Source organism: Nocardia heshunensis (genome assembly GCF_054782115.1).
In genome coordinates this window covers 1,348,943-1,371,066 of record NZ_BAAGTC010000002.1, presented here as the reverse complement: position 1 = coordinate 1,371,066, position 22,124 = coordinate 1,348,943, and the positions used below count along the sequence as shown (strand labels likewise).

Genomic DNA, 22,124 nt, shown 5'->3' with positions numbered 1-22,124 from the left:
TCGGACGACGCAAACCCGCCACCCGGCGCGCGCGGCATTTCCCATGCCACGCCGCGCGCCCGGGAGCCGAACTCACCCGGCGGCGGGTTGAATCGCCGGATGGCGTGGACCGGTTTACCCGGTCGGTCCACGCCATCCGGCTTTTCGTGTTTCTACCGGCGTGATGGTTGCCACTCGGCCGACATGATGAGAAGATTTGGTAGTAACTCTCTCATCCTGTCGGATGGGAAGGTCGATCAAAGGAGATCCGCCATGACCGCTGCCGTCGAACTCGATCACGAAGCCCGGGCCAGCCGTCCCGAGCGCCGCCCGTTCGGACCCGGCAGCCGGATGTGGGAGGACACCGGACTAGTCACTTTCTCGCTGACCGCGGGTTCGGCGTTTCTGTTGCAGACCATGGAGCCCACCATCGCAGCGGTGGTCGACGAGCATTCAACCTTCCGGACCGACGCGCTCGGCCGCGCGGCCCGCAGCATCGCCTCGGTCATGATGTGGATCTACGGCGGCGAGGAAGCGCTCGGCGAGGCCGATCGGCTGCGCAAGATGCACACCACGCTGAATTCGACCGACGCGCAGGGCGTCAAGCACCGCGCCCTGTCCTCCGGACCCTGGGCGTGGGTGCTGCACACCGCCATCTACGCCTTCACCGAGGGCAACAAGTACTTCTCCAGTGACCAGTTGAGCGAAGCGGACAAGGAGTCGTACTACCAGGAAGTCGTGCAGCTCATGCGCAATTTCTCGGTGGCGCCCAAGGAGATTCCGGCCACCTACTCCGATTGGGTGCCGTGGTTCGAGAATCAGGTCGAGAACCATCTGGTGCCTACGAATGTCGCGTATGACTATCTGAAGGTCATCCGGAACATCGCCCCGCCCAAGCAGATCCCCGCACCTCTGCACCCGGTGTGGCGGGTTGCGGCCAAGCCTGTCGGCCGCCTGCAGTACTTCTTCACCGTCGGCACCACCCCCGAGATCCTGCGCGACAAGCTCGGCCTGGAATGGACCGCGAATGATGAACGTGCCCTGCGGGTTCTGGGGTTCGTCATCGGCCGCACCGTCCCGCTGCTGCCCGAGCGGGTTCGCTACTTCCCCATTGCCTACGAGGCGCGCAAGCTGGAGCGTGATCGCGCGCGGCTGCGCAAGATGATCAATCTGCGGCCCGTCTAGCGGGGAGTACGCCTTCGAACTCGGTGAGTACCTGGCGGAGGAAGACTCTGACCAGGTGCTGGTCCGAGGTGGTTGCGCCGTAGAGGGTTTCGATGACCGGGTGCAGCTGGCGGCCTGCGTCGACGACCAGCCGGACCAGGTCCTGGCCGGCGCATCGGGTGACGGTCGGTGCCAGGAAGGCGCTGGCTTCGGCGACGCGGCCGGAGGCCGAGAGGCAGCAGCCGTAGAGGAGTTCGGCGTTGACCAGGGCGCGTGGCCGGCCTTGGGCGGCAATGACTTCGGTGAGCCGCCAGGCGCGTTCGCAGGCCTGCTCTGGATCGGTGCCCTCGCGCAGCAGCAGCCGGATCGCGGAATCCTGGGCGAGTTCGGCGGCCAGTGCCGACGGTGCGTCCGGATGCGGGGTGTAGAGCTCGAGCGAGGTCAGGTCGCGCCGGTCGATGTCGGTGATCGGCAGGTCCAATCGGATGCGCTCGTTGAGGATTCGCGCGGCCAGGCGCGGCAGGTGCAGGTTCGTCGCCATCTTCGCGCCCTCGCCGAGCCGCTCGTGCACGGTGTCGAGGTCGCCGCGCACCGCCGCCAGCCGCGTACCGATCCCGTAACTGGCGGTGAGGAATTCGACGGCCCCGCCCTCGACGCCGATGCCGCCCGCCAGCAGCTCCTCGGCTTCGATGAACTGCCCCTTCTCGTACAGCAGTTCGCCCAGCAGCGCGCTGGCCAGTCGGGTGGCCTGCGAGGTCCCACCGGTTTGCAGCGCCCCGCCCAGTGCCGTACGGAATCGGGCCTCGGCCAGGCCGATGTCGAGTTGCTCGTAGGCGGCGCTGCCGTCGACGCAGTCGCAGTACATGGCGCCGAACGGCCCGCGCACCCGGTCCCGGAACGGGGTGATCCAGCGCTGCCAGCTGTGCACCTCCTCGAAGTCGAAGCGGTACAGCGCCGAGATCATCGCCCCGACAGCCAGGCCGTGTGCCATGAAGGGGCGCACCGAGTCCCGGGCCTGAACGAGTTCGGGCGCGAGCCGCATCGTCTGATCGGTCGCGAAGCCGAGCGCGGTACGCACCAGCTTCGCCTCGAGCAGCAGCCCGGCTCGCTCCTGCTGCGACCGGGCGAGGCCCCGGTCGTCCAAGCCATCCCCGTCGCCGTCCCGCCCGCCGTCACGGAGTGCGGCGTCGGCGCGATCCAAGGCGGTCGCGGCGGCGGCCGAGCGCTGCAGGGCGACGTTCGCCCACGCCAGCTGCAACTGCAACCGGGGGTTTGAAAGCGCAAGCGAGGCCGGCAGTTTGGCGTCCAAGCCGAGCAGCGTCCCCATCCGGGATTGCTCCATCAATCGTTCGCCGTGCTCGACCACCAGGTCACAGGCGCGCTGGGGTTCTCCCGCGGCGAGCAGGTGATCGACTGCCTCGGTGAGCATGTCGTGTTCGGCGAACCAGTTCGCCGCGGTCACGTGCAGTTCTTCCAGCAGGCCCGGGTGTAGCCGGATGAGCCGGTCGCGCAGGAACTCGGCGAACAGCGTGTGGTAGCGGAACCAGCGCAGATCGTCATCGATGCTGCGCAGGAACAGGTCTCGCTGCCGCACCTGTTCGAGCATGTCCTGCCCGTGGCTCACCCCGGTCAGGGCTTCGGCGAGGTCGCCGTTGAGGCGTTCGGCGACGGAGGTCCGCATGACGAATTCGAGGAGTTCGGGTTCGAGGGTGTCGACCACGTTCTCCATCAGGTATTCGCCGATGGCGTAGTGCCGTCCGGAGATCTGGTCGATGTACGCGCCCGGATCGTCGCGGTCGCGCAGCGACATCGACGCCAATTGCAGTGCGGCCGCCCAGCCTTCGGTCGAGGCGCGCAGCCGTTCGACCTCGGCCGCATCGAGGCTCAGTCCGCTGGTGTCGCTGAGGAATTCGGCGGTTTCGGCGTCGTCGAAGCGCAGTGCGGTCTCGTCGATCTCTTCCAGGTCGTCGCGAACCCGCATGCGCCCCAGTGGAAGTCCGGTGCGATTGCGGCTGGTGACGATCAATCGCAGGTGATGGCAGCCGTGGTCGAGCAGATACTCCACCGCCGCGATGGTCGCCGGGCCCGTCACCCGATGCCAGTCGTCGATGACCAGCGCGACCGGCTCACCGGCCCGGTGGATTTCGTCGATGAGGGTGGTCATGACCCGGCGCGCGGCATCGCTGGCGTGCTCTTCCAGCAGCCGTTCCAGATCGGACGAGATGCCGGGATGGGCATTGCGGATGGCCGCCACCACGTGCGACAGGAACCACACCACATTGTCGTCATCGTCGTCCACGCTGAGCCAGGCGACCCGGACGCCTTGAGCGGCAAGCGTGTTCACCCATTCGGCGGCGAGCGTGCTCTTGCCGAACCCGGCCGGTCCATGGATCAGCACCAGCCGCCGAACCGGTCCCGCCGCCAGCCGGTCGAGCAGTCGACGCCGCTGCACGGGCTGCCGCGTGGAACTCGGCGGCCGGTAGCGGGTGGACGTCGAGGCGGCCATCGCCGGTGCGAGTGCGGGCGCCGCGACGGGCACGGGCGGGGCGACCGTGGCTGCCGCGTCGGCGGCGGGTAGGGCCATGGAGTCGACCGCGAGCCCGGCGACGAATTCGATATTGCGCAGCCGATCACCGAATTCGCGTGCACTGTGCGGCCGTTCGGCGGGATCGTGGGCCATGGCCGCTTCCAGCGCCGCGCACAGCAGCGCGGGCACATCGCTGTCGCGCAGGTCCGGTACCGGATCGGAGGTGATCCGCACGAACTGCGCGACCATCGACTCCCCCTCCCGGCGTTCGAAGGCGGCGTGCCCGGTGAGCAGACAGAACAGGGTCGCGCCCAGCCCGTAGATGTCGGCCGCCGCGGCCGGTTCGACCCCGCGCAGCACCTCCGGCGCGGTGAACGCGGGAGTCCCCGCGATGAGCCCGGACGAGGACTCGAAAACCCCGGCGGGGCTGGCGATTCCGAAATCGCTGAGCAACGGCTCGCTGTAGTCGGACAGCAGGATATTGGCCGGATTCACATCGCGGTGCACGATCCCGCGCGCATGGGCGGCGGCCAGTGCACCGGCGATCTTCACCCCGATCGAGAGCACCTCCTGCCAGGGCAGCGGCCCGCGTTCCCGGATCCGCTCCCGCAGCGACCCGAGCGCGTAGTACGGCATCACCAGATACGGCCGCCCGGTGACGGTGACATCGGCGGAGAGCACCTGCACGATGTGCGGATGCCCGCCGAAGCGGCCCAGGGCGCGTTGTTCGCGCAGGAACCGCGCCCGCTCCTCCTCGCTGGACCGGGTGTCGAGCACTTTCACCGCGACCAGTCGATCCAAGGAATGCTCGACGCACCGGTAGACGACTCCGAAGCCCCCGCGCCCGATTTCGCTCGCATCGTCGAATCCCGCCGCGGCCAACTCCGCGGCGAGCCCTATCCGCAGGTCAGGCTGCGTACCCTCTTCGTCTGGTTCGACCATGACCCGCTCATTCCCGGACGAGTTGGCCCCGACACCCCGATCGTAGCCACCCGGATGCCGGATGCGGACTCCCGATCTCGAACCCGCGGTCGTGGCGGGCACCCCGGTTCCTGGGGCTGGTTCGCAGCGGGGCGAACCACCAAGGTCAAATGGTGTCTATGCGGATGGTGTTGTGGCGTGCCCTGGTCGGCGCGCTACTGGTGGTGGGGGTCGTGGCGGTGCCGGGACGGGCGGGGGCCGAGCCGCAGTACCAGTGGCACGAGGAGTTCATCACCTCCGCGGACGGCACGACACTGCACGCGGATGTGCTGCGGCCGCCCGGGGTCGCCGACGATGTGCGCACCCCGGTGATCATGACCGTCAGCCCTTACCGGGCGCATCTCGCCCACCTGACCGCGCCGCACCTGCAGGGCGGACCCGACACCGACGATCTGCCGATCAACCTGTTCCTGCAAGCCGGATACACCTACGTGATCGCGGATCTGCGCGGCTTCGGCGGCTCCGACGGCTGCCCGGATTTCGGCGGCCCGGGTGAGCGCTCGGATGTGAAGACCGCGGTGGAATGGGCGGCGGCGCAGCCCTGGTCGACCGGGAAGGTCGGGTTGAACGGCGTCTCGTACGAGGCGTGGACCGGGCTCATGGGGTTGGCCGAGAAGCCGCAGGGCCTGGCGGCCGTGGCGGCCTTCGAACCGGTGGTGGACCCCAACGCCTACCTCTACATGCAGGGCATCGCGTGGAAGTTCTCGCTCAAGCCGATCAGTGAGAACGGGGTCCGGCCGGGCGATTTCGCGGGCTTCGAACATCTGCTGATCGCCTCGACGCCCGCGCATCCGTCGGATTCGGCCGAGTACAAGGCGAACGCGGACCGGATCGATCCGGCCTGTTACTCGCACTATCTCGCCGAAACCACCAATCACGACGCGAATTCCGCGTGGTGGCGCGACCGCGACCTGGTGGAGCAGCTGCGCGGCAACACCATTCCGCTGTTCCTGGGTCAGGGTTTCGTCGACTACAACACCAAGCCCGATCGCGTCTTCCAGATGTGGAACGCGCTCGGCCCCGGCGAGCACAAAGCGTGGTTCGGGCAGTGGGGGCACCGCGACTGCACCGAGAAATGCGGTGCGTCGCAGTTCTCCTCGGAGCTGCTGGCCTTCTTCGACAAGCAGGTGGCGGGCAAGGACGTGAACACCGGCCCGCGCATCACGGTCGGCCAGTTCGACGGCCGCTGGCGTTCGGAGACCGCGTGGCCGCCCGCCGACAGCCGGGCTCTGGAAGTGGATCTGCGCCCCGGCCGCTACAACGATCGCGGCCTGCTACCGGGCTCGGATCGTGAGATCTGGACCGTCTCCCAGCCGCTGGAACAGGATCAGCACGTCTCGGGCACGCCGACGGCCACGCTCAGCCTGGACGGCCCGGCCACGGCCGCGGTCACCGTCGAGGTGTACGACATCGCCCCGGACAATCGCGCGACCGTCATCACCCGCGGCATCGCACCGGTCTCCCCCACCGCGCAGGTCCGCCTCCTCGCCCAGGACTGGCCGATTCCCGCGGGCCACCGCATCGGGGTGCGCGTCACCGATGTGGTCGACGACGTCTGGGCGCATTCCCCGGCCTTCGCCCCCGTCACCGTCACCGCCGCGCAACTGCACCTGCCGCTGCTGAGCACGATTCGCACCCCCGACCTGCCGGGCGAAGCCGGCGAATCGATTCCCAAATGGCGAAACGACAAGTCGGTCATGCTGCCCGCGGATGTGGTGAACAATGCCACTGTGACCGTGAACTTCCCTGCCAGGACCGGTGACTGACCCCGTGACGAGGACCGCGCCGACCGACGGCCCGGCCGTCGACGACCTCACCGCCGAGCGTCTGGCAGCCGCGTTGCGCTGCCGCACGGTGTCCTACGAGGACCCGCAACAGATCGAGCGCGCCGAGTTCGATCGCCTCACCGCCCACCTGGAACGTTCCTTCCCCCTCGTCCACCGCCATCTCACCTGGGAGACGTTCGGGCACAGCCGGTTGTATTGCTGGACGGGCACAGCCACCGGCGCGGAGAGCACTGCCAGCGGCGCGGGCGAGCTCGCGCCGGACGGTGCTCCCGCCTCCGGGTCCCCAGTTCCGGCCGATCGGAACGACATCGGCCCGGCCGCCGATTCGACACTCCCCGCCTCAACGGGGGCCGGGCATGCCCGGGAGACAGTCGCCGCGATCCTGCTGGCGCACATGGATGTGGTGCCGGTCGACGAGCCCGCAGGGTGGACGCATCCGCCGTTCGATGGCGTCGTCGATGACGAATTCATCTGGGGCCGGGGCGCTGTCGACGACAAGTGCCGCGTGCTCGCCATTTTGGAAGCGGCGGAACAGGCGCTGGCCGACGGCGTATCGCCCACGCAGACGGTGTATCTCGCGTTCGGGCACGACGAGGAGGTCTTCGGGACCGAAGGCGCGGCATTGATGGCGGAGCGGCTGCGTGAGGCCGGGGTACGGGCGCGGCTGCTGCTCGATGAGGGCGGCGTGATCACCACCGGTGTGGCCGACGGCATCGATGTCCCGGTGGCCACGATCATGGTGGGCGAGAAGGGTTTCGCGACGGTACGGCTGTCGGTGTCGGATGTGGGCGGGCATTCGTCCATGCCGGGTCGGCAGACCGCGGTGGGGCGGCTGGCGCGGGCCGTGGCCCGGGTTCAGGATCATCCGTTCCCGCTGCGCATGACCCCGGTCGCGGTCGACATGCTGTTGCGGGTGCGGCATTTCGTGTCCGAGCCGCGGCGCACGTTGCTGGGGCTGATCCACATCGCGAGCCCGGTGGCGGCGCGGGTGCTGGCGGCGCGCCCGCAGACCGAGGCGCTGGTGCGCACCACCACCGCACCGACCGTCATCCGGGGCGGGGTGAAGCCGAACGTGCTGCCGCAGCGCGCCGAAGCACTCGTGAACTTCCGCATCCTGCCCGGGGACTCGGTGGCCAGCGTGCTCGCGCACTGCCGGAAGGTGGTGCGGGACAAGCAGGTCGGCATCGAGCTCGCAGGCATCGCGTCCGAGCCGACCGTCGCGCCGACCGCGGGCCCGGATTTCGAGCTGATCGCCGATCTGGCCCGGGAGGTGGTGCCGGGCGTCGCCGTCACGGTCGGCGTGGTGCCCGGCGCGACGGACTCCCGTCACTACGACGATCTGGTCGCCACCCGCTGCAATTTCTCGCCGCTGACCTTCACCGCGACGGATCTGGACCGCATTCACGGCACCGACGAGCGCATCTCACGCACCGACTACGCGCGCCTGATCCGCTTCAATCGCCTGCTGATCGACCGTCTCGCACGCTTCGCCTGATTCGTGGGAGGCTGGGCAGATTCCGTTCCGAATGGAGGACCGATGACCCGCTCCGAGACCGGCGAATTCCAGGGCGCGGGTGGCCGCGTGTTCTGGCAGGCGTGGCTGCCCGACGGCGAACCGCGCGCCGTCGCGGTGATCGTGCACGGGTACGCCGAGCATTCGGGCCGCTACGCGCATGTGGCGCAACGGCTCACCGATTCCGGGGTCGCCGTCTACGCGCTGGATCACACCGGGCACGGCAAATCCGAGGGTCCGCGGGCGAATATCGGTTCGCTCGATACCGCGGCCGACAATGTCCGCACGATGCTCGCCACCGCGACCGGACGTCATCCGGGGCTGCCGAGCTTCGTGATCGGGCACAGCATGGGCGGCTTGACCACCGCGTATTTCGCGGTGCGCGATCAGCCGGAGGTGAACGGCGTCGTGCTGTCGGGCCCGGCCATCGATATCGAGGCCGGGAACGCCATTCAGAAGCTGGCCGCGCCGCTGGTGTCGCGGTTCCTGCCGAATTTGCCGGTGATCAAGCTGGATTCGACGTTGGTGAGCCGGGATCCCGCGGTGGTGAAGGCGTACGACGAGGACCCGCTGGTGCATCACGGCGGCGTCCCGGCCCGCACCGCCGGGGAGATGCTGCGCGCGGGCGACTACGTCAAGGCCCACCTGGATCGCCTGACCGCCCCGCTGCTGGTGCAGCACGGCACCGCCGACGGTCTTGCCTCCCCCACCGGCACCGATCTGGTGGATCAGGGCGCAGCGTCCAAGGACAAGACCGTCATCCGCTACGACGGCCTCTACCACGAGATCTACAACGAGCCCGAGCAGGACAAGGTCATCTCCGACCTCACCCACTGGGTCGAGGCGCACATTCCGGACTGACCGCTACCGGTAGGCGCTCAGGCAGGCGTTCTCGCCGTCGAGGACGCCGGTGCGGAAGGCCTCGAGCCGGACGAAGCCGCTGGGCACGATGTTGCCGTCGACGTCGGCGGCCGCGAGGCCGTCCGACAGCAGTCCGGAGATGGCGGCGTCGAGGTCGGTGGCGGTGAGTTGCAGGTCGCTGCCGGGTTGGCTGAGTCTGGTGCTGTACGCGCCGGAGAAGCAGGCGGCACGCAGGCCCGCGGTGTCCGCACCGGTGATCGAGAGCTTCCGATTCTGTTGCACCGCAAGCATGTAGCGGGAGACGAAGACGATGAAGGCGTTGTAGTCACCGGCGACCATGGCGGAGAGCAGGCCGCCGTTGTCTCCTGCGGCGGCTCGTTTGGCCAGGGTGGGCACGTCGGTACCGATCACATTGCTGGTGGGGCAGTACGAAACCGGTTGGGTGACGGTCACATTCGGGCAGCCATGGGTGACGCCGGTGTAGTCGTAGGCCGGCTGCGGCTGGACCGGATAGTTCTTGGCCAGCGACGCCGCGACCAGCGTCAGGTCGGGCTGGTCGACGGGGAGCTGTCGTTCCTTGTCGCCCGGCTGGAAGCTGGTGGGCAGGGTGCCGCGCCGCTGCTGCAACTCGGCCCGGGTGATGCCTGCGCAGCCGGTCGCGCCGTCGGTGTAGCCGATCTGCACGGCCGTCACCCGCTCGAACGCGGTCCCGTGTTCGTCCTGGCCCGTGCCGGGTTCGCGGTCGCGGAAGGAGATGACCGCGGCCAGCACGCCATTGAGCCCGTCGGTGGTGTTGAGGGTGAAGTGCCGGGAATTGCCTTCCGCGACCGACCGCAGGAACACCCCGGCGAAGCAGTCGGCCTGCTGTTCCCGCACCACCCCGCTGGTGAGCAGGCCGTTGAGTTTGGCCTGCGCCTGCACCGAATGCCCGTACTCGTGGGCCAGCACCATGACCACCGACATCGGCCCGAACTTCTTGACCAGTTCCGGCAGCAGGGTGCCGCGATCCCAGCCGATGGTCTTATCGACCGTGCAGTAGGCGGCATTCACCTCCTGGAAGGTGCTGCTGCGGCAGAATTGCACGGCCTGGGCGCGTGGGGCGGTGGAATCCCAGGAGATGAAGCGGGTCACCGGGGTGAAGGTGCCCGGAAAGGTCTTGGCGTACTGGGCTTTCCAGTAGTCGGCGATATCGGAGATGGCATTGAGCGCGAGCTTGTCGATGCTGCCGCCGTCGCCGTTCTCGGCGGTGAGATCGGCGTCGGGCACGCCCGCGCGCGGGCCGCTGGGGCCGGTGGCGGTGGCCTGCCCGGCCAGCTCCCACGGGTTGGTGCTGGCCGGAGCCGAAACACTCTGCGCGGCCGGAACTTTCACACTCGCGCAGCCGGTGAGCGCCACCGCCGTCACGACCAGCACGACGGCCAGCGCCGACCGCATCCGCGAAATCCCCATCATGCCTCCCGCGTACCGCCTGCTCCGAGTATCCAACGAGAGATCGCCCCGAGTCCCCGGTCTCGCAACGAGAATGCGCATCGAACATCCCCCGCTCGGCGTGCCGTTCACGACACGCAGCCGGAAAATCAGCTGGGAGCGTCACCCATTCCGTGGCACAGTCGACAATCATGAGCGACTATCGGCGAGTCAACCGCGCGAACTGGGACGATCGAGCTCCCCTGCACGCCGGATCCGGCGACTACGCCGTGGACAGCTTCCGCAACGACCCGTCCTTCCTCAGCCAGGTGGTGCGCTTCGATGTGCCGCGGCTGGGGGATATTCGCGGCCTGCGCGGCGTGCACCTGCAATGCCATATCGGTACCGACACCCTCTCGCTGGCTCGGCTCGGCGCGACCATGACCGGCCTCGACTTCTCCCCCGTGTCGCTGGCCGAAGCCCATAAGATCGCCGAAACCTCGTCCACACCCATCGATTTCGTCGAGGCCGACGTCTACGACGCCGTATCCGTGCTCGGCTCGGCACAATTCGATCTGGTGTACACCGGTATCGGTGCGCTGTGCTGGCTTCCGGACATTCATCGCTGGGCCGAGACGGTGGCCGGGCTGCTGCGACCGGGGGGACTGCTGTTCATTCGCGAGGGCCATCCGATGCTGTGGGCGGTCGACGAGAACCGGACCGATGCGCTGACGATCGGATATCCCTATTTCGAGACCCCGAACCCGACCGAGTTCTCGGATGAGAACACCTATGTGGCAACGGATTCCGTCGTCGAGCACACCACCACCCAGGAATGGAATCACGGCCTCGGCGAGATCGTGGAGGCGCTGTTGCAGGCCGACCTGAACCTCACCCAGCTCATCGAGCACGACAGCGTGCCGTGGGAGGCGCTGCCCGGCCGGATGGAATGCGGGGACGACGGCGAATGGCGGCTGCTCGAGCACCGCGAGCGCCTCCCGCTCTCCTACACGCTGCAGGCCCGCAAACGCTGAGACCGAAATGCCCGTGCGCATTTCGCGGAGTTCCGGCTACGATCCGGACGCCGACATGGAGTAGATCAGCGGTAGATCACCCGGCTCTTAACCGGGAAGGCGCGGGTTCGAATCCCGCCTCCATGCCCATCCTGGCCTAGCTCAGTGGCAGAGCACCCGGCTTCGGACCGGGAGGGCGCGAGTTCGAACCTCGCGGCCAGGTCTTTTCGATGCGATCAGGAGTTCCCTTGTCCGATCAGGCTTTCAGCGACGGCCCGCAGCGGTACGCGACGAGTCAGCTGTCCCGCGCGCTGACCGCGATCACACGGGCCGGTGCGAACAAAGCCGATCGGAAGCGGGCGGAAGCCAAGGCGCAACGCTGGCGCGCGGTGCTCGATGGGCTGAGCACCGGACGGGTTCGGGTCGGCAGCCGCACGCCGGTCGCCGACCTGCCCGTGTGGGTGACGCTCGAAGTCGCGCACGGCGGATTCGCCACGGGCCGTGGGGTCTCCGAAGCGGCGCTGACCGAGGACGAGGAGCGGCGATACCGGGCGCTGCCCGTGCAGGTGCCGGGGAGCAACCCGCGCGAGCGCCTCAACCTCTGGTATCTCGGCGACGCCGGACAGGCCGAACTGCGGGAAGCCTTGCGCACCGGCCACTATCGGATCGACATCCCCGAGCATGGCGCGCTCCTCGCCGTTGCGCTGTTGCTGGACAGGGGTTTTCCCGAGCAGGCTCTCGACCTGATCGCGGAACTGCGGCCGTACTTCTCGCGGCTGCGCTTCACGCCCAGCTACGATCCGGTGGCGCGCACCGGAGGTGCGCTGGTACGGGTGGCATCGGTCGGCCAGTCCACCGACGCCCTGCGCGCGGTGCGCACACCGGAGCAGTTGACGCTCATGCGCACCACCCTCGAGGTGTGGACGCCGCTCTACGATCGTCTGGTCGCCCTGTGGTGTGCCACGGTCGACGGTGATCTACCGCGCCTGGACGCGACCGGTGCGGTGATCGGGGGCCAGCCCGGTGCGGTCCGGCCCGCAGGCTGGCTGCGCGAACGTGCCAGCTGGCTGAAGGATTTCGCGGACGCCCGCGACGAGCACGGGTTCCGGGGCCGCCACGCCCATCGCCGGAGCAACTTCACCCGGCTGTACGAAGCGCTGCTCACCGTCCCGGACAAGCACGACGGGATCGGCGACCGGCTGCTGGCCGCACAGCAGGCCGGGCGGGTGCGCCTCGCTCTCGCCAATACGCTGACCCGGCACGGCGAGCCCGGCGGTGCCGCACGGGAATCCGACCGAGCCGAGCAGCTCGCCGCCATCTCCGCGCCCTTGTACCGCGATCTCGCCACCGTGCTCGCGAACCGCCTGGACCGCTTCCCCGCCGACGGCGGGCTGCCCTCCCCGGAGCCGGTGACGACGCCGATCGGCGCGGACGACATGGTCGGCACCGGGCGCGGCGGCAAGGCTCGGATCCCCGACGGCACCGAGTTCCCGCCTCACCTGCAGGACAAAGCGATCCGCGCTCTAGAGGCTGCGCCCGAGGAACTGATCCGGCGCGGCATCATCGGCTCCGGCGATGTCCTGGCGGCGGTCCTCCCGCAACTCACCTCCCGCCTGCTGGCCGCCGATTTCACCGACCCGGTCGCCGCGAGCCTGTACGAGCAGCTGTACACGGCCTTCCGCCGCCGTCGCAGTCTGCTCCTGCTCCGCCTCCGGGGTCAGGTGCGAATCGACGAATTGCCTTGGGTGTCAGCCCTTCATGTCCTGCGCACCGATTCCGCCGAGCAGACCGACGAACCGTCCCATGGCGCGAACCGGATCGCCGCTGCGCCGAGCGACGGCGGCCGCGTGGGACAGCCCGGCGGGTCGGAGGCGGCCGCGCGGGTGTTCCTGCGGGATACGGCGCTGCTGGCGATCGAATCCTTCCCCGCGGCGGTCGTGCCGAACCCGCTGGTCAGCGAGTTCAACACGCTCTCGCAGCAGGCCGAACTGCACCTGCCGCTGGTCGAGGAGGTGGCGGCCGACATCTTCCAGGGCACCTTCACCGAGAAGTGGCGCGCGGCGGCCGTGATCGCGAGCCGCACCCTGGACGGCACCCTCTACCAGCGCTATTACGACCTACCCACGGTCGCCGACTGGAACACGAACGCCCGCACCGAGATCCGCTGGGGCAAGGCCACCGCCGCCGACTTCACCGAACTCTGCGCCCGCCGCGCCGACGAGGCGGGTACCGGCGACAACTACGTGGCCCGCAACGGCGCCCTGCTCGAGCAGAGCCAGATCCTGACCACCCACAACCTGGCCGTCCTCGTCGCTGGCCTGGACCTGGAGTCCCAATTGCGCGAAACCGCACCGGAACTCGCGCACCGCAACCTCGTCTGGCTGGTCCAACGCCTGAACCAGCCTGCCGACTGGCATGCCGCCCTCATCGCGGTGAAGAACGCCGCCTACGCCTGGCGGCAGGCCATCTTTCTGCTCAGCTACTGCGACCCCACAGTCCAGCGCGATCAACTCGACTGGCTGACAGCGCATTCCACCCCACGCCTGACCCCGGTCGCCGACGGCTTGGCCCACATCCTCGGCGGCGGCCGCTTCACCCCCACCGGCCGGGTACGCGAGGGCTCCGGCCGCCGCTTCCTCGGTTGGACCATCGGCCGCCACTGGTATTTCGGCTGACGGGAACCCGTTCCCCGCACCCGGCGTCCAAGCAGGAAAGGCCGGGTGAGGGAGGACGCCGATGGAACCGGAAGCGTTGCGGCGCAGAGCACGCATGAGCCAATCGGGCGCCGAACACGAGCAATCCAGAGTCCCCGGACACGACCTGGACCCCGACTACATCCGCGCCCTGGAACACTTCCCCGCCCTCTCCCACCAGCAGATCCACGACGCCGTCGAAGCCATGAACCCCGGCGCCATGCACCGCGCCGCCGACTCCTGGATCACCATCGCCGACAGCATCTTCGGCGCCCTCACCACCCTGCACGCCACCATCCAAACCACGCTCTCCGAGGCCCTCTCCGGCGAGATGGCCGAAGCCGCCGACCACTCCGCCCGCCGCTTCATCACCGAAGCCACCACCACCGCCGAAATCACCCAATCCACCGGCCACCGCATCCTCGCCGCCGCCTACGGCGCCGAAGCCCTCCGCAAAACCGTCCCCCCACCAGCGCCCCACGCCTCCCCCAACGCCAGAGAGGAACTCCGCCAAATGGCCCTGGCCGCCTTGGACGCCAACTACACCCCGATCTATCCCCCGTCCGGCGCACACATCCCAGCCTTCTTCACCGTGATGACCCCCGGCGGCGGAGTCGCGATCGAAAATGCCGGTGGCACAGCCGAATCAGTCCCCGACATCGAGGCGCCGGACACTGGATGGGCGCACGCGGCGCCGGCCCCTGAGGTGCCCGCCAGCGCCGACGTGGCCGAGCGCCCGGGACAGCTTCCCTCCATCACACCCGCGACCACTGATCCTGCTGCCGCCCACGGCATTCCAACATCCGCCGCCGCGGTCGCCGATACCGGGAACTTGGCTGGTCAGACCCCGAACCGCGCTGGCTGGGGCGGAGGGCAGACATATACTCCACATCCGGACGCCATCGAAACCAGCCCCGCCACCTTCGATCCCGGCGACACCCCGCCCTCCCCGACCGGCCAACCGACGCCGACCGCCAAACCAGCCACCGAATGGCCACGCGCCACCCTTGTCAGCCCCACCCCCGACGGCATCGTCCCCGACCCTGGCCGAAGCTATCCCGCCCCACCAAATCTCGAATCACCCACCGGCCCAAGAACTTCTATCCGCACGCCCGCCCCAGATTCCCCCGGATCCGGACTGCCCGGCGGCATGTTCGCCCCCACGAACCGCTCCGCCACCGACTCCGACACCCTCCACCACTCCCCCAACTGGCTGATCCGCAACCGCCAAGACGAACTCCTCGGCACCCCACTCCCCTACGTTCCCCCAACGATAGGAGCCGAAATCCTCGCAGCCCGAAACGATCTCGCCCGACCGCACGACGATCCGGCCTGAGGTCGGGAGAGTTCCGCTATTCGCCGCCGAAGACTCGCTCGACGACGGTTTTGGCGCGGCGGGTGACGCGCATGTAGTGGTCGAGGAATTCGCTGCCGTCGTCGGTGGGCCAGCCTGCTACTCGGGCTATCGCCGAGAGGAGGGTGCCGGGGCCGGGGAGTTGGTCGGCGGGTTTGCCTCGGACCAGGACCAACGCGTTGCGGGCCTTGGTGGCGGTTAGCCAGGCGTCGCGGAGGAGAGCTGCGTCGGCGGTGTCGATTAGTTCGGCGCGTTCGATGGCGTCGAGGGATTCGAGGGTGGAGGTGTTGTGGAGTTCGGGGACCTCGTGGGCGTGTTGGAGTTGGAGGAGTTGGACGGTCCATTCGATGTCCGCCAGGCCGCCTCGGCCGAGTTTGGTGTGGGTTGCCGGGTTGGCGCCGCGGGGGAGGCGTTCGGAGTCGACGCGGGCCTTGATGCGGCGGATTTCGCGGACGCCCTCGGGGGACATGCCGCCCTCGGGGTAGCGGACGGGATCGACGGTGCGTAGGAAGCGGATTCCGAGTTCGCGGTCGCCGGCGACCTGGTGGGCGCGCAGGAGGGCTTGGACTTCCCAGGATTGGGCCCAGTGCTCGTAGTAGGAGGCGTAGGCGGCGAGGGTGCGGACCAGGGCGCCGTTGCGGCCCTCGGGGCGGAGGCCCGCGTCGACCTGCAGCGGCGGGTCGGTGCTCGGCGCGCCCAGTAGGCGCTGGACCTGTTCTGCCACACCGATGGCCCATTTCACGGCGACGGTCTCGTCTTCGCCGGGGCGCGGATCGCAGACGAACAGCACGTCCGCGTCGGAGCCGTAGCCGAGTTCCATGCCGCCGAGCCGTCCCATGCCGATGACGGCGAAGTCGGCGGGTGCTGGCCTGCCGAGTTCGGCTTCGCTGGCGCGAATCACGGCTTGCAGCGAGGCTTCCAGCGTCGCGATCCACACCGAGGACAGCGCCTCGCACACCTGCGGCACATCCAGCATGCCGAGCACGTCCGCGGAGGCGACGCGCGCGAGTTCGTGGCGGCGCAGCGAGCGCGCGGTCGCCACCGCGCGTTTGGGATCGTCGTATCGTCCTGCGCCGGAAAGGATTCCGCGCTGCACGTCCGACGGCTGGGTGGCCAGCAGCAGCGGCCCGTCCGGCCCGTCTGCGTACATGCGAATGGTTTCGGGCGCGTTGATCAGCAGGTCCGGCAGGTACGCCGAGGATCCGAGCACGATCATCAGCCGTTGCGCGATGGCCCCTTCGTCGCGCAGTTCGCGCAGGAACCAGATCTCATTGTCGAGCCCCTCCGACACCCGCCGGTAGGCGAGCAGACCCGCGTCGGGATTCGGTGTCTCGCCGAGCCATTCGAGCAGGGTCGGCAGCAGCAGCGCCTGAATCCGCCCCTTGCGCCCGACTTCCCCGGTCAGCGCCTTCAGATGTCCGAGCGCGTTCTCCGGGGCCACGTAACCCAGCGCCGCCAACTGCCGCACTGCCGCCTCGGGGCTCAGCCGCAGATTGTCGGCGTCGAGCCGCGCCACCGATTCCAGCAGCGGCCGGTAGAAGAGCTTGGCGTGCAACCGCCGCACCCGCACCGCATTGCGCTTGATCTCGCTGGTGAGCACGCCGACCGCGTCCTGCCGACCGTCGGGCCGCATGTGCGCGGCCCGCGCCAGCCAGCGCATGCCCTCCTCGTCCTCGGGAGCGGGCAGGGTGTGGGTGCGCTTGAGCCGCTGCAACTGCAGCCGGTGTTCGAGCAGCCGCAGGAATTCGTAGGAGGCGGTGAGGTTGGCGGCGTCGTCGCGGCCCACATAGCCGCCGTCGGCGAGCGCGGTGAGCGCCTCGACGGTGCCCTGCACGTGCAGCGATTCATCGGCCTTGCCGTGCACCAATTGCAGCAGCTGCACGGCGAATTCGACGTCGCGCAGGCTGCCGTGCCCCAGCTTCAGTTCGCGTTCGCGCAGGTCGGCGGGCACCAGATCCTCGACGCGCCGCCGCATGGCCTGCACGTCGGCCACGAAGTCGGGCCGTTCGGAGGCCGCCCACACCATGGGCATCAGCGCTTCGCGGTACTGCTCGCCCAGCTCCAGATCGCCGGTGGCGGGCCGCATCTTGAGCAGCGCCTGGAATTCCCAGGTCCGCGCCCAGCGCTTGTAGTAGGCGATGTGCGAGTCGAGGGTGCGGACCAGCGCCCCGGCCTTGCCCTCCGGCCGTAGCGCCGCGTCGATCTCGAAGAAGGCGGCGCTGCCGACGCTCATCATCTCGGCGGCCAGCCGGGTGGCGGTGGTGTCGGCGGGTTCGGCGACGAAAATGACGTCCACGTCGGAGACGTAATTGAGTTCCCGCGCACCGCATTTGCCCATGGCGATGACGGCCAGCCGCGCGGGCACGTCGCGGTCCACGCAGACCCGGGCCACGGCCACCGACAACGCGGCGGTCAATGCCACGTCGGCCAGATCGGTGAGGTGCTGCCCCACCTGCTGATACGGCAGCACCGGTTCGTTCTCGACGGTGGCGGCCAGGTCGATGGCGGCCAACAGCATGAGCTGATCGCGATACCGCTTGCGCAGCAGCGCGATCGCCTCCGGCCCGGACACCTGGGCGCGGAACAGCATGGGCCCGCCGTGCGGCCCGGTCTCGGCCTCGGCCTTGACCACTTCGAGCAGATCGGCGAGCAGTTCCTCGCGCGGCGGCAGTTTCGGCCGCTTCAACAGCTGCCAGGCGGGCGGGTCGGCGACCAGGTGATCGGCGAACGCGCTCGACGACCCGATCAGCGCGAACAGCCGCCCGCGCAGCGAGGTGTTGCGGCGCAGTTCGTAATCCAGTGCGGCCCAATCACTCCCGAGCTGCTCGCGCAGGCGGATCAGGGTCAGCAGCGCCAGATCGGCGTCGGGGGAACGCGACAACGCCCACAGCAGCGGAACACTGTCGACGTTGTCCCAGGCCAACTCTCGCAGAGAGTCGGCAGCCGACGGCTCGAGCAAACCGAGCCGTCCGACACCGGGAACAGCGGAACGAGACGTCGGTGGCCGAACCATTCCTTCAAATTACAGGTCGCCCTGATCGGACGTGCCGCGCATCCCTCTCAAAACCGACACTGTGTCCAATCTGCCTCCGGTTCGCTACGGCAGGTTCACGGCCCGGACTCGCTGCCGCATGCGGCCGATGCCCTCGATCTCGAGCTCGACGACATCGTCGGGGCTCAGGTACGGGAAGCGGCCGGAGAGGGCGACACCCTCGGGCGTGCCGGTGTTGAGGATGTCCCCGGGTTCGAGCACCGCGAACTGGGACAGGTGCCAGACCAGGTACGCGACGTCGAAGATCAGGTCGGCGGTGCTGGAGTCCTGCCGCGGCTCGCCGTTGACGAAGGAGCGCAGCCGCAGATCCTTGGGATCGAGCTCGGCGGCGGGCACGAGGGCCGGACCCAGCGGGTTGAAGGTCTCGCAGCATTTGCCCTTGGACCATTGACCACCGGACTCCTCGAGTTGGAAGCGGCGTTCGGAGACATCGTTGGAGATGGTGTAGCCCGCGATGCATTGCCACGCGTCGTCGGGCGAGTCGAGGTAGCGGGCGCGAGCGCCGATCACCACCGCGAGCTCCACTTCCCAGTCGGTGCGGTCCGAACCGCGCGGAATGACGACATCGTCGTACGGGCCCACCACGGTATTGGGGGTCTTGAAGAAGACGACGGGCTGTTCGGGTGGCAGGGCACCGGATTCGGCGGCGTGCGCGGCGTAGTTCATGCCGATGCACCACACCGCCCCCGGCCGCGCGACCGGTGCGCCGACACGACGACCGGTGACGTCGATGCGCGGCAGGCGACCGGCGTCGAGCGCGCTTGCGGCAGCCGCGATTCCGCCGCCCGCCAGGAAGTCGCCGTCGATATCGGGGGTCAGCGACGTCAGGTCGTGGGCCTGCCCGTCCGGGTCGAGCAGGATCGGCCGTTCCCGCCCGGGCTCGCCAACGCGCTGCAGTTTCATTCGTGTCCTCCGGATTCGGTCGAGTCGATCAGGGCAGCCGGTAGATCCGGCGGGCGTTCTCCGACAGCACCGCGTCGCGGTCGGTGGGAGACAGTGTGGCCAGGGTGTCGAGCGTGGTTCGCCAGACCGTGCGATACGACGCCGCGGTGAGGGTGAACGGCCAATCCCCGCCCGCGAGTAGCCGATCCGGCCCGAATACCGACAGCGCGTGATCGACATACGGCTGCCAGTCCGCGGCGGTGAACCCCGGCGCGGACGCCGTGGCCAGGCCGGAGAGCTTGGCGACCACATTCGGGCACGCCGCCGCCTCCGCCAGCAGATCGGCCCACGGCTGCCAGCCGCGCTCGGCAATCGGCGGCTTGCCCAGATGGTCGAGGACGATCGTGAGCGCGGGGTGTGCCGCCGCGATCACTGGGATCTGCGCGACCAGGTCGGGCCGTTCGGCGACCGCGTCGAAGACCAGTCCGGAATCCGCGAGCAGGCCAAGGCTCTCCGAAACCTCGTGGCGCAGCAGCCATTCCGGGTCCGGGTCGCGGTGGATCATGTGCCGGACGCCGACCAGGGCCGGATGCGGCGGGTCCAGTTCCGCGGCGGTGCGGGCGGGATCATGCAGCGGCAGCCAGCCGACGACGGTGGCCGGGAGCGGTGCGTGCTCGGCGGCATCGATCAGTGCGCGGGTTTCGGCGAGCGAGTCGGCGGCCTGCACCAGTACCAGTGCGCCGACCCCGAATTCGGACAGCTGCGGCTCGAGGTCGCCGAGGGTGTAGGTCCGGGACAAGACATCCGATGTTTTCTCGAGCCAGTCGTACTCGACGTCGAACTTTCCACCGTCGATGTCCCAAATATGGACGTGAGCGTCTACAGTCATCGGAGGCATGCAGTCCCATTCTGGAAAGTGGGGAATCGGTTTTGTCGGTCACCGACGACGCGATCGCACGGATCAAGGCCAAGATCGTCTCCGGCGATCTGCGCCCGGGTTCGCGGCTGCCCCGCGAGGCCGATCTCGCCGCCGAACTCGGGGTCTCGCGCAATTCGCTCCGCGAGGCGGTGCGGGCGCTGTCGCTGGTGCGCATCCTGGACGTCCGTCAGGGCGACGGCACGTATGTGTCCAGCCTGGAACCGAATTCGCTGCTGGACGCCATGAGCTTCCTGCTGGAATTCCACCAGGACGATTCGGTGCTCGACATTCTCGGGGTGCGCCGCATCCTGGAGCCCGCCGCGACCGCCCTGGCCGCCCAGCGCATGACCGACGCCGAGATCGAGCATCTGCGCACGCTGGCCGAGCCCCCGGCCAGTTCCTCGGTCACCGACCTGCTGGCCCTGGACCTGAGCTTCCACGCGGCCATCGCCGCCGCCTCCGGCAACAAGGTCCTTGCCTCCCTGCTGGATTCGCTGTCGATGCCGACCACTCGTGCCCGCATCTGGCGGGGTGTCACCGAGGAGGGCGCGTTCGAGCGCACCGTCGCCGAGCACCGCGCCATCTGCGATGCCATCGCCGCCCACGATCCGGAGCTGGCGCACGCCCGCGCGCTCGCCCACGTCGCGGGCGTCATGGAATGGCTGGCCCGCGCGGCCGGTTGAGCCCGCATCGCCGCTCGAGTCTGCGCGGCCGCTCACGCGCACCCGAGGTCGTGCCAGAGTTCCTCCGGCACAGGCATATTCAGCATGTCGAGGCTGTCGGCGATCTCCGCGGCAGTGCCCGCGCCGAGCACGGTAGCGGTGACGGCGGGATGACGTCGGGGGAATTGCAGAGCGGCGGCGCGCAGCGGGACGCCGTACTCACCGCACATTCGAGCCATGTCCCGGGCTCGGGCGAGCACCCGGGAGTCGGCGGCGTGATAGTCGAAGGTGGTGCGGGACAGCGGATCCGCGAGAATGCCGCTGTTGAGCACACCGCCGACCAACACGGCGATACCTCGGCGCACGCATTCGGGGAGCAGTTCGGCCTCGGCGCGCCGGTCCAGCAGGGTGTAGCGCCCGGCGATGAGCACGCAGTCGATCGGGGCCTCGCGCACGAAGCGCAGGGCGGTCTCGACCGTGTTGACCCCCACGCCGATCCCCGCGGTGAGTCCCTGCTCGCGCATGCGGACCATTTCCGGGACAGCCGATCTCAGCGCCTGCTCGAGGTGGTCCTCGGGATCGTGCACGAGCAGCATGTCCACCTGCTCGAGGCCGAGCCGCGCCAGCGAATCCGTGAGCGATCGCCGCACGCCCAGCGCCGAATAGTCTCTGCGCCGTGACCGTTTCGGCGCTCCGTAGAACCCGTCGGTGCCGTCGACGGCCAGCGGATCGTCGTGCAGCAGCCTGCCGACCTTGGTGCACACCCAGAAGTCCGCGCGCTCGCGTCCCCGCAGGAACGGTCGCAGCCGCTCCTCCCCCAGTCCCGCGCCGTAGTGCGGCGCGGTATCGAAGGCGCGAATTCCTGTCTGCCAGGCATTGTTCAGCGCCTCACGGGCGGCCGCCGCTCCTACCGGCCGGAATAGCCCGGCGTATCCCGCACCGCCGAGGACGACGCCGGGCAGGCCGGGGATCGTGAGTGCCTGCGGTCGGGCGGTCGATCGGCTACGCATCGTCGGACTCCCGGGCGAGATCCCAGACCACGGGCAGCTCGGCGTCGCCGTCCGAATAGTCGTGCAGCACAGCGAGAAATGTCCCCATATGCCGCTGCCATTCGATGTTCACCGGCAGTCCGGCGAGTTCACCGAGCAGCTTGTCGTAGCTCTCGCAGTCGAGGACGTGGAACAGGTCGAGCCCGCTGCGCCAGATCGTCCAGTCGGTGGCACCGGCCGCGCGAATGGCCGCGACCAGCTCCGCGGGCACGGCCCGGTGGGCGGCCTCGTAGTCGGCTTCACAGCCGGGTTTCAGCCTGGTGTGCAAGGCAATTCGCATA

Annotated in this window: 15 protein-coding genes and 2 tRNA genes; 10 read left to right on the top strand and 7 right to left on the bottom strand. The window is 69.0% G+C overall.

Annotated elements, in window-relative coordinates; all coding sequences use genetic code 11:
• Positions 1-252 precede the first annotated feature (252 nt).
• A complete protein-coding gene (locus ACYVN4_RS06390) occupies positions 253-1,164 on the top strand; it encodes an oxygenase MpaB family protein (protein WP_460718274.1) in 912 nt (303 codons plus the stop codon).
• Here ACYVN4_RS06390 and ACYVN4_RS06385 read toward each other — a convergent pair.
• Complete coding sequence (locus ACYVN4_RS06385; protein ID WP_460718273.1) at positions 1,145-4,612, bottom strand: protein kinase domain-containing protein; 3,468 nt, start codon at positions 4,610-4,612, stop codon at positions 1,145-1,147. The two genes, ACYVN4_RS06390 and ACYVN4_RS06385, sit on opposite strands and share 20 nt — an antisense overlap.
• 158 nt (positions 4,613-4,770) lie before the next feature.
• On the opposite strand from ACYVN4_RS06385, the gene ACYVN4_RS06380 reads away from it, so the two are divergent.
• From ACYVN4_RS06380 to ACYVN4_RS06370, 3 genes are read left to right on the top strand one after another with little or no spacing between them, the layout of a single operon-like run.
• On the top strand, positions 4,771-6,417 hold the full coding sequence (locus ACYVN4_RS06380; RefSeq protein ID WP_460718272.1) for a CocE/NonD family hydrolase: 1,647 nt from the start codon (positions 4,771-4,773) through the stop codon (positions 6,415-6,417).
• Between the two features lie 4 nt (positions 6,418-6,421).
• On the top strand, positions 6,422-7,933 hold the full coding sequence (locus ACYVN4_RS06375; protein ID WP_460718271.1) for a M20/M25/M40 family metallo-hydrolase: 1,512 nt from the start codon (positions 6,422-6,424) through the stop codon (positions 7,931-7,933).
• Positions 7,934-7,975: 42 nt separating this feature from the next.
• Positions 7,976-8,812, top strand: coding sequence for a lysophospholipase (locus ACYVN4_RS06370; protein ID WP_460718270.1), 837 nt, complete (start codon positions 7,976-7,978; stop codon positions 8,810-8,812).
• A 3-nt stretch (positions 8,813-8,815) separates the two neighbouring features.
• Here the strand turns inward: ACYVN4_RS06370 and ACYVN4_RS06365 are convergent, their stop codons facing one another.
• Positions 8,816-10,261, bottom strand: a complete 1,446-nt coding sequence (locus ACYVN4_RS06365; RefSeq protein WP_460718269.1) for a neutral zinc metallopeptidase — start codon at positions 10,259-10,261, stop codon at positions 8,816-8,818.
• Between the two features lie 167 nt (positions 10,262-10,428).
• On the opposite strand from ACYVN4_RS06365, the gene ACYVN4_RS06360 reads away from it, so the two are divergent.
• The 5 genes from ACYVN4_RS06360 (at position 10,429) to ACYVN4_RS06340 (ending at position 15,261) form a co-directional block, all read left to right on the top strand.
• Positions 10,429-11,253 (top strand): class I SAM-dependent methyltransferase, encoded by an 825-nt coding sequence (locus ACYVN4_RS06360; RefSeq protein WP_460718377.1) that lies wholly within the window; start codon positions 10,429-10,431, stop codon positions 11,251-11,253.
• Positions 11,254-11,307: 54 nt separating this feature from the next.
• A tRNA-Lys gene (locus ACYVN4_RS06355) sits at positions 11,308-11,382 on the top strand.
• Position 11,383: 1 nt separating this feature from the next.
• Positions 11,384-11,455: transfer RNA gene (locus ACYVN4_RS06350), tRNA-Arg, on the top strand.
• Positions 11,456-11,480: 25 nt separating this feature from the next.
• Positions 11,481-13,907, top strand: a complete 2,427-nt coding sequence (locus ACYVN4_RS06345) for a hypothetical protein (RefSeq protein ID WP_460718268.1) — start codon at positions 11,481-11,483, stop codon at positions 13,905-13,907.
• 61 nt (positions 13,908-13,968) lie between these two features.
• Positions 13,969-15,261: a hypothetical protein gene (locus ACYVN4_RS06340; RefSeq protein ID WP_460718267.1), complete on the top strand. Its 1,293-nt coding sequence runs from the start codon at positions 13,969-13,971 to the stop codon at positions 15,259-15,261.
• A 16-nt stretch (positions 15,262-15,277) separates the two neighbouring features.
• Here the strand turns inward: ACYVN4_RS06340 and ACYVN4_RS06335 are convergent, their stop codons facing one another.
• The 3 genes from ACYVN4_RS06335 to ACYVN4_RS06325 all read right to left on the bottom strand — a co-directional run bounded on the left by ACYVN4_RS06335 (position 15,278) and on the right by ACYVN4_RS06325 (position 20,102).
• The gene (locus tag ACYVN4_RS06335) at positions 15,278-18,292 is read right to left on the bottom strand and encodes a bifunctional [glutamine synthetase] adenylyltransferase/[glutamine synthetase]-adenylyl-L-tyrosine phosphorylase (RefSeq protein WP_460718266.1); all 3,015 of its coding nucleotides are present in this window, start codon (positions 18,290-18,292) and stop codon (positions 15,278-15,280) included.
• An 84-nt stretch (positions 18,293-18,376) separates the two neighbouring features.
• Positions 18,377-19,234 carry a fumarylacetoacetate hydrolase family protein gene (locus ACYVN4_RS06330; RefSeq protein ID WP_460718265.1) on the bottom strand — a complete coding sequence of 286 codons (858 nt, stop codon included), beginning with the start codon at positions 19,232-19,234 and terminating at the stop codon, positions 18,377-18,379.
• A 28-nt stretch (positions 19,235-19,262) separates the two neighbouring features.
• On the bottom strand, positions 19,263-20,102 hold the full coding sequence (locus tag ACYVN4_RS06325) for an amidohydrolase family protein (protein ID WP_460718264.1): 840 nt from the start codon (positions 20,100-20,102) through the stop codon (positions 19,263-19,265).
• A gap of 41 nt (positions 20,103-20,143) precedes the next feature.
• Here ACYVN4_RS06325 and ACYVN4_RS06320 point away from each other — a divergent pair, with 41 nt between their 5' ends.
• On the top strand, positions 20,144-20,815 hold the full coding sequence (locus ACYVN4_RS06320) for a FadR/GntR family transcriptional regulator (RefSeq protein ID WP_460718263.1): 672 nt from the start codon (positions 20,144-20,146) through the stop codon (positions 20,813-20,815).
• 32 nt (positions 20,816-20,847) lie between these two features.
• On the opposite strand, the gene ACYVN4_RS06315 is transcribed toward ACYVN4_RS06320, so the two are convergent.
• Both ACYVN4_RS06315 and ACYVN4_RS06310 read right to left on the bottom strand, forming a co-directional pair.
• Entirely contained in the window at positions 20,848-21,804 is a 957-nt protein-coding gene (locus ACYVN4_RS06315) for an aldo/keto reductase (protein WP_460718262.1), read from the bottom strand.
• A complete protein-coding gene (locus ACYVN4_RS06310; RefSeq protein ID WP_460718261.1) occupies positions 21,797-22,123 on the bottom strand; it encodes an L-rhamnose mutarotase in 327 nt (108 codons plus the stop codon). The genes ACYVN4_RS06315 and ACYVN4_RS06310 overlap by 8 nt, the downstream gene beginning before the upstream one ends.
• Between the last annotated feature and the right edge of the window lies 1 nt (position 22,124).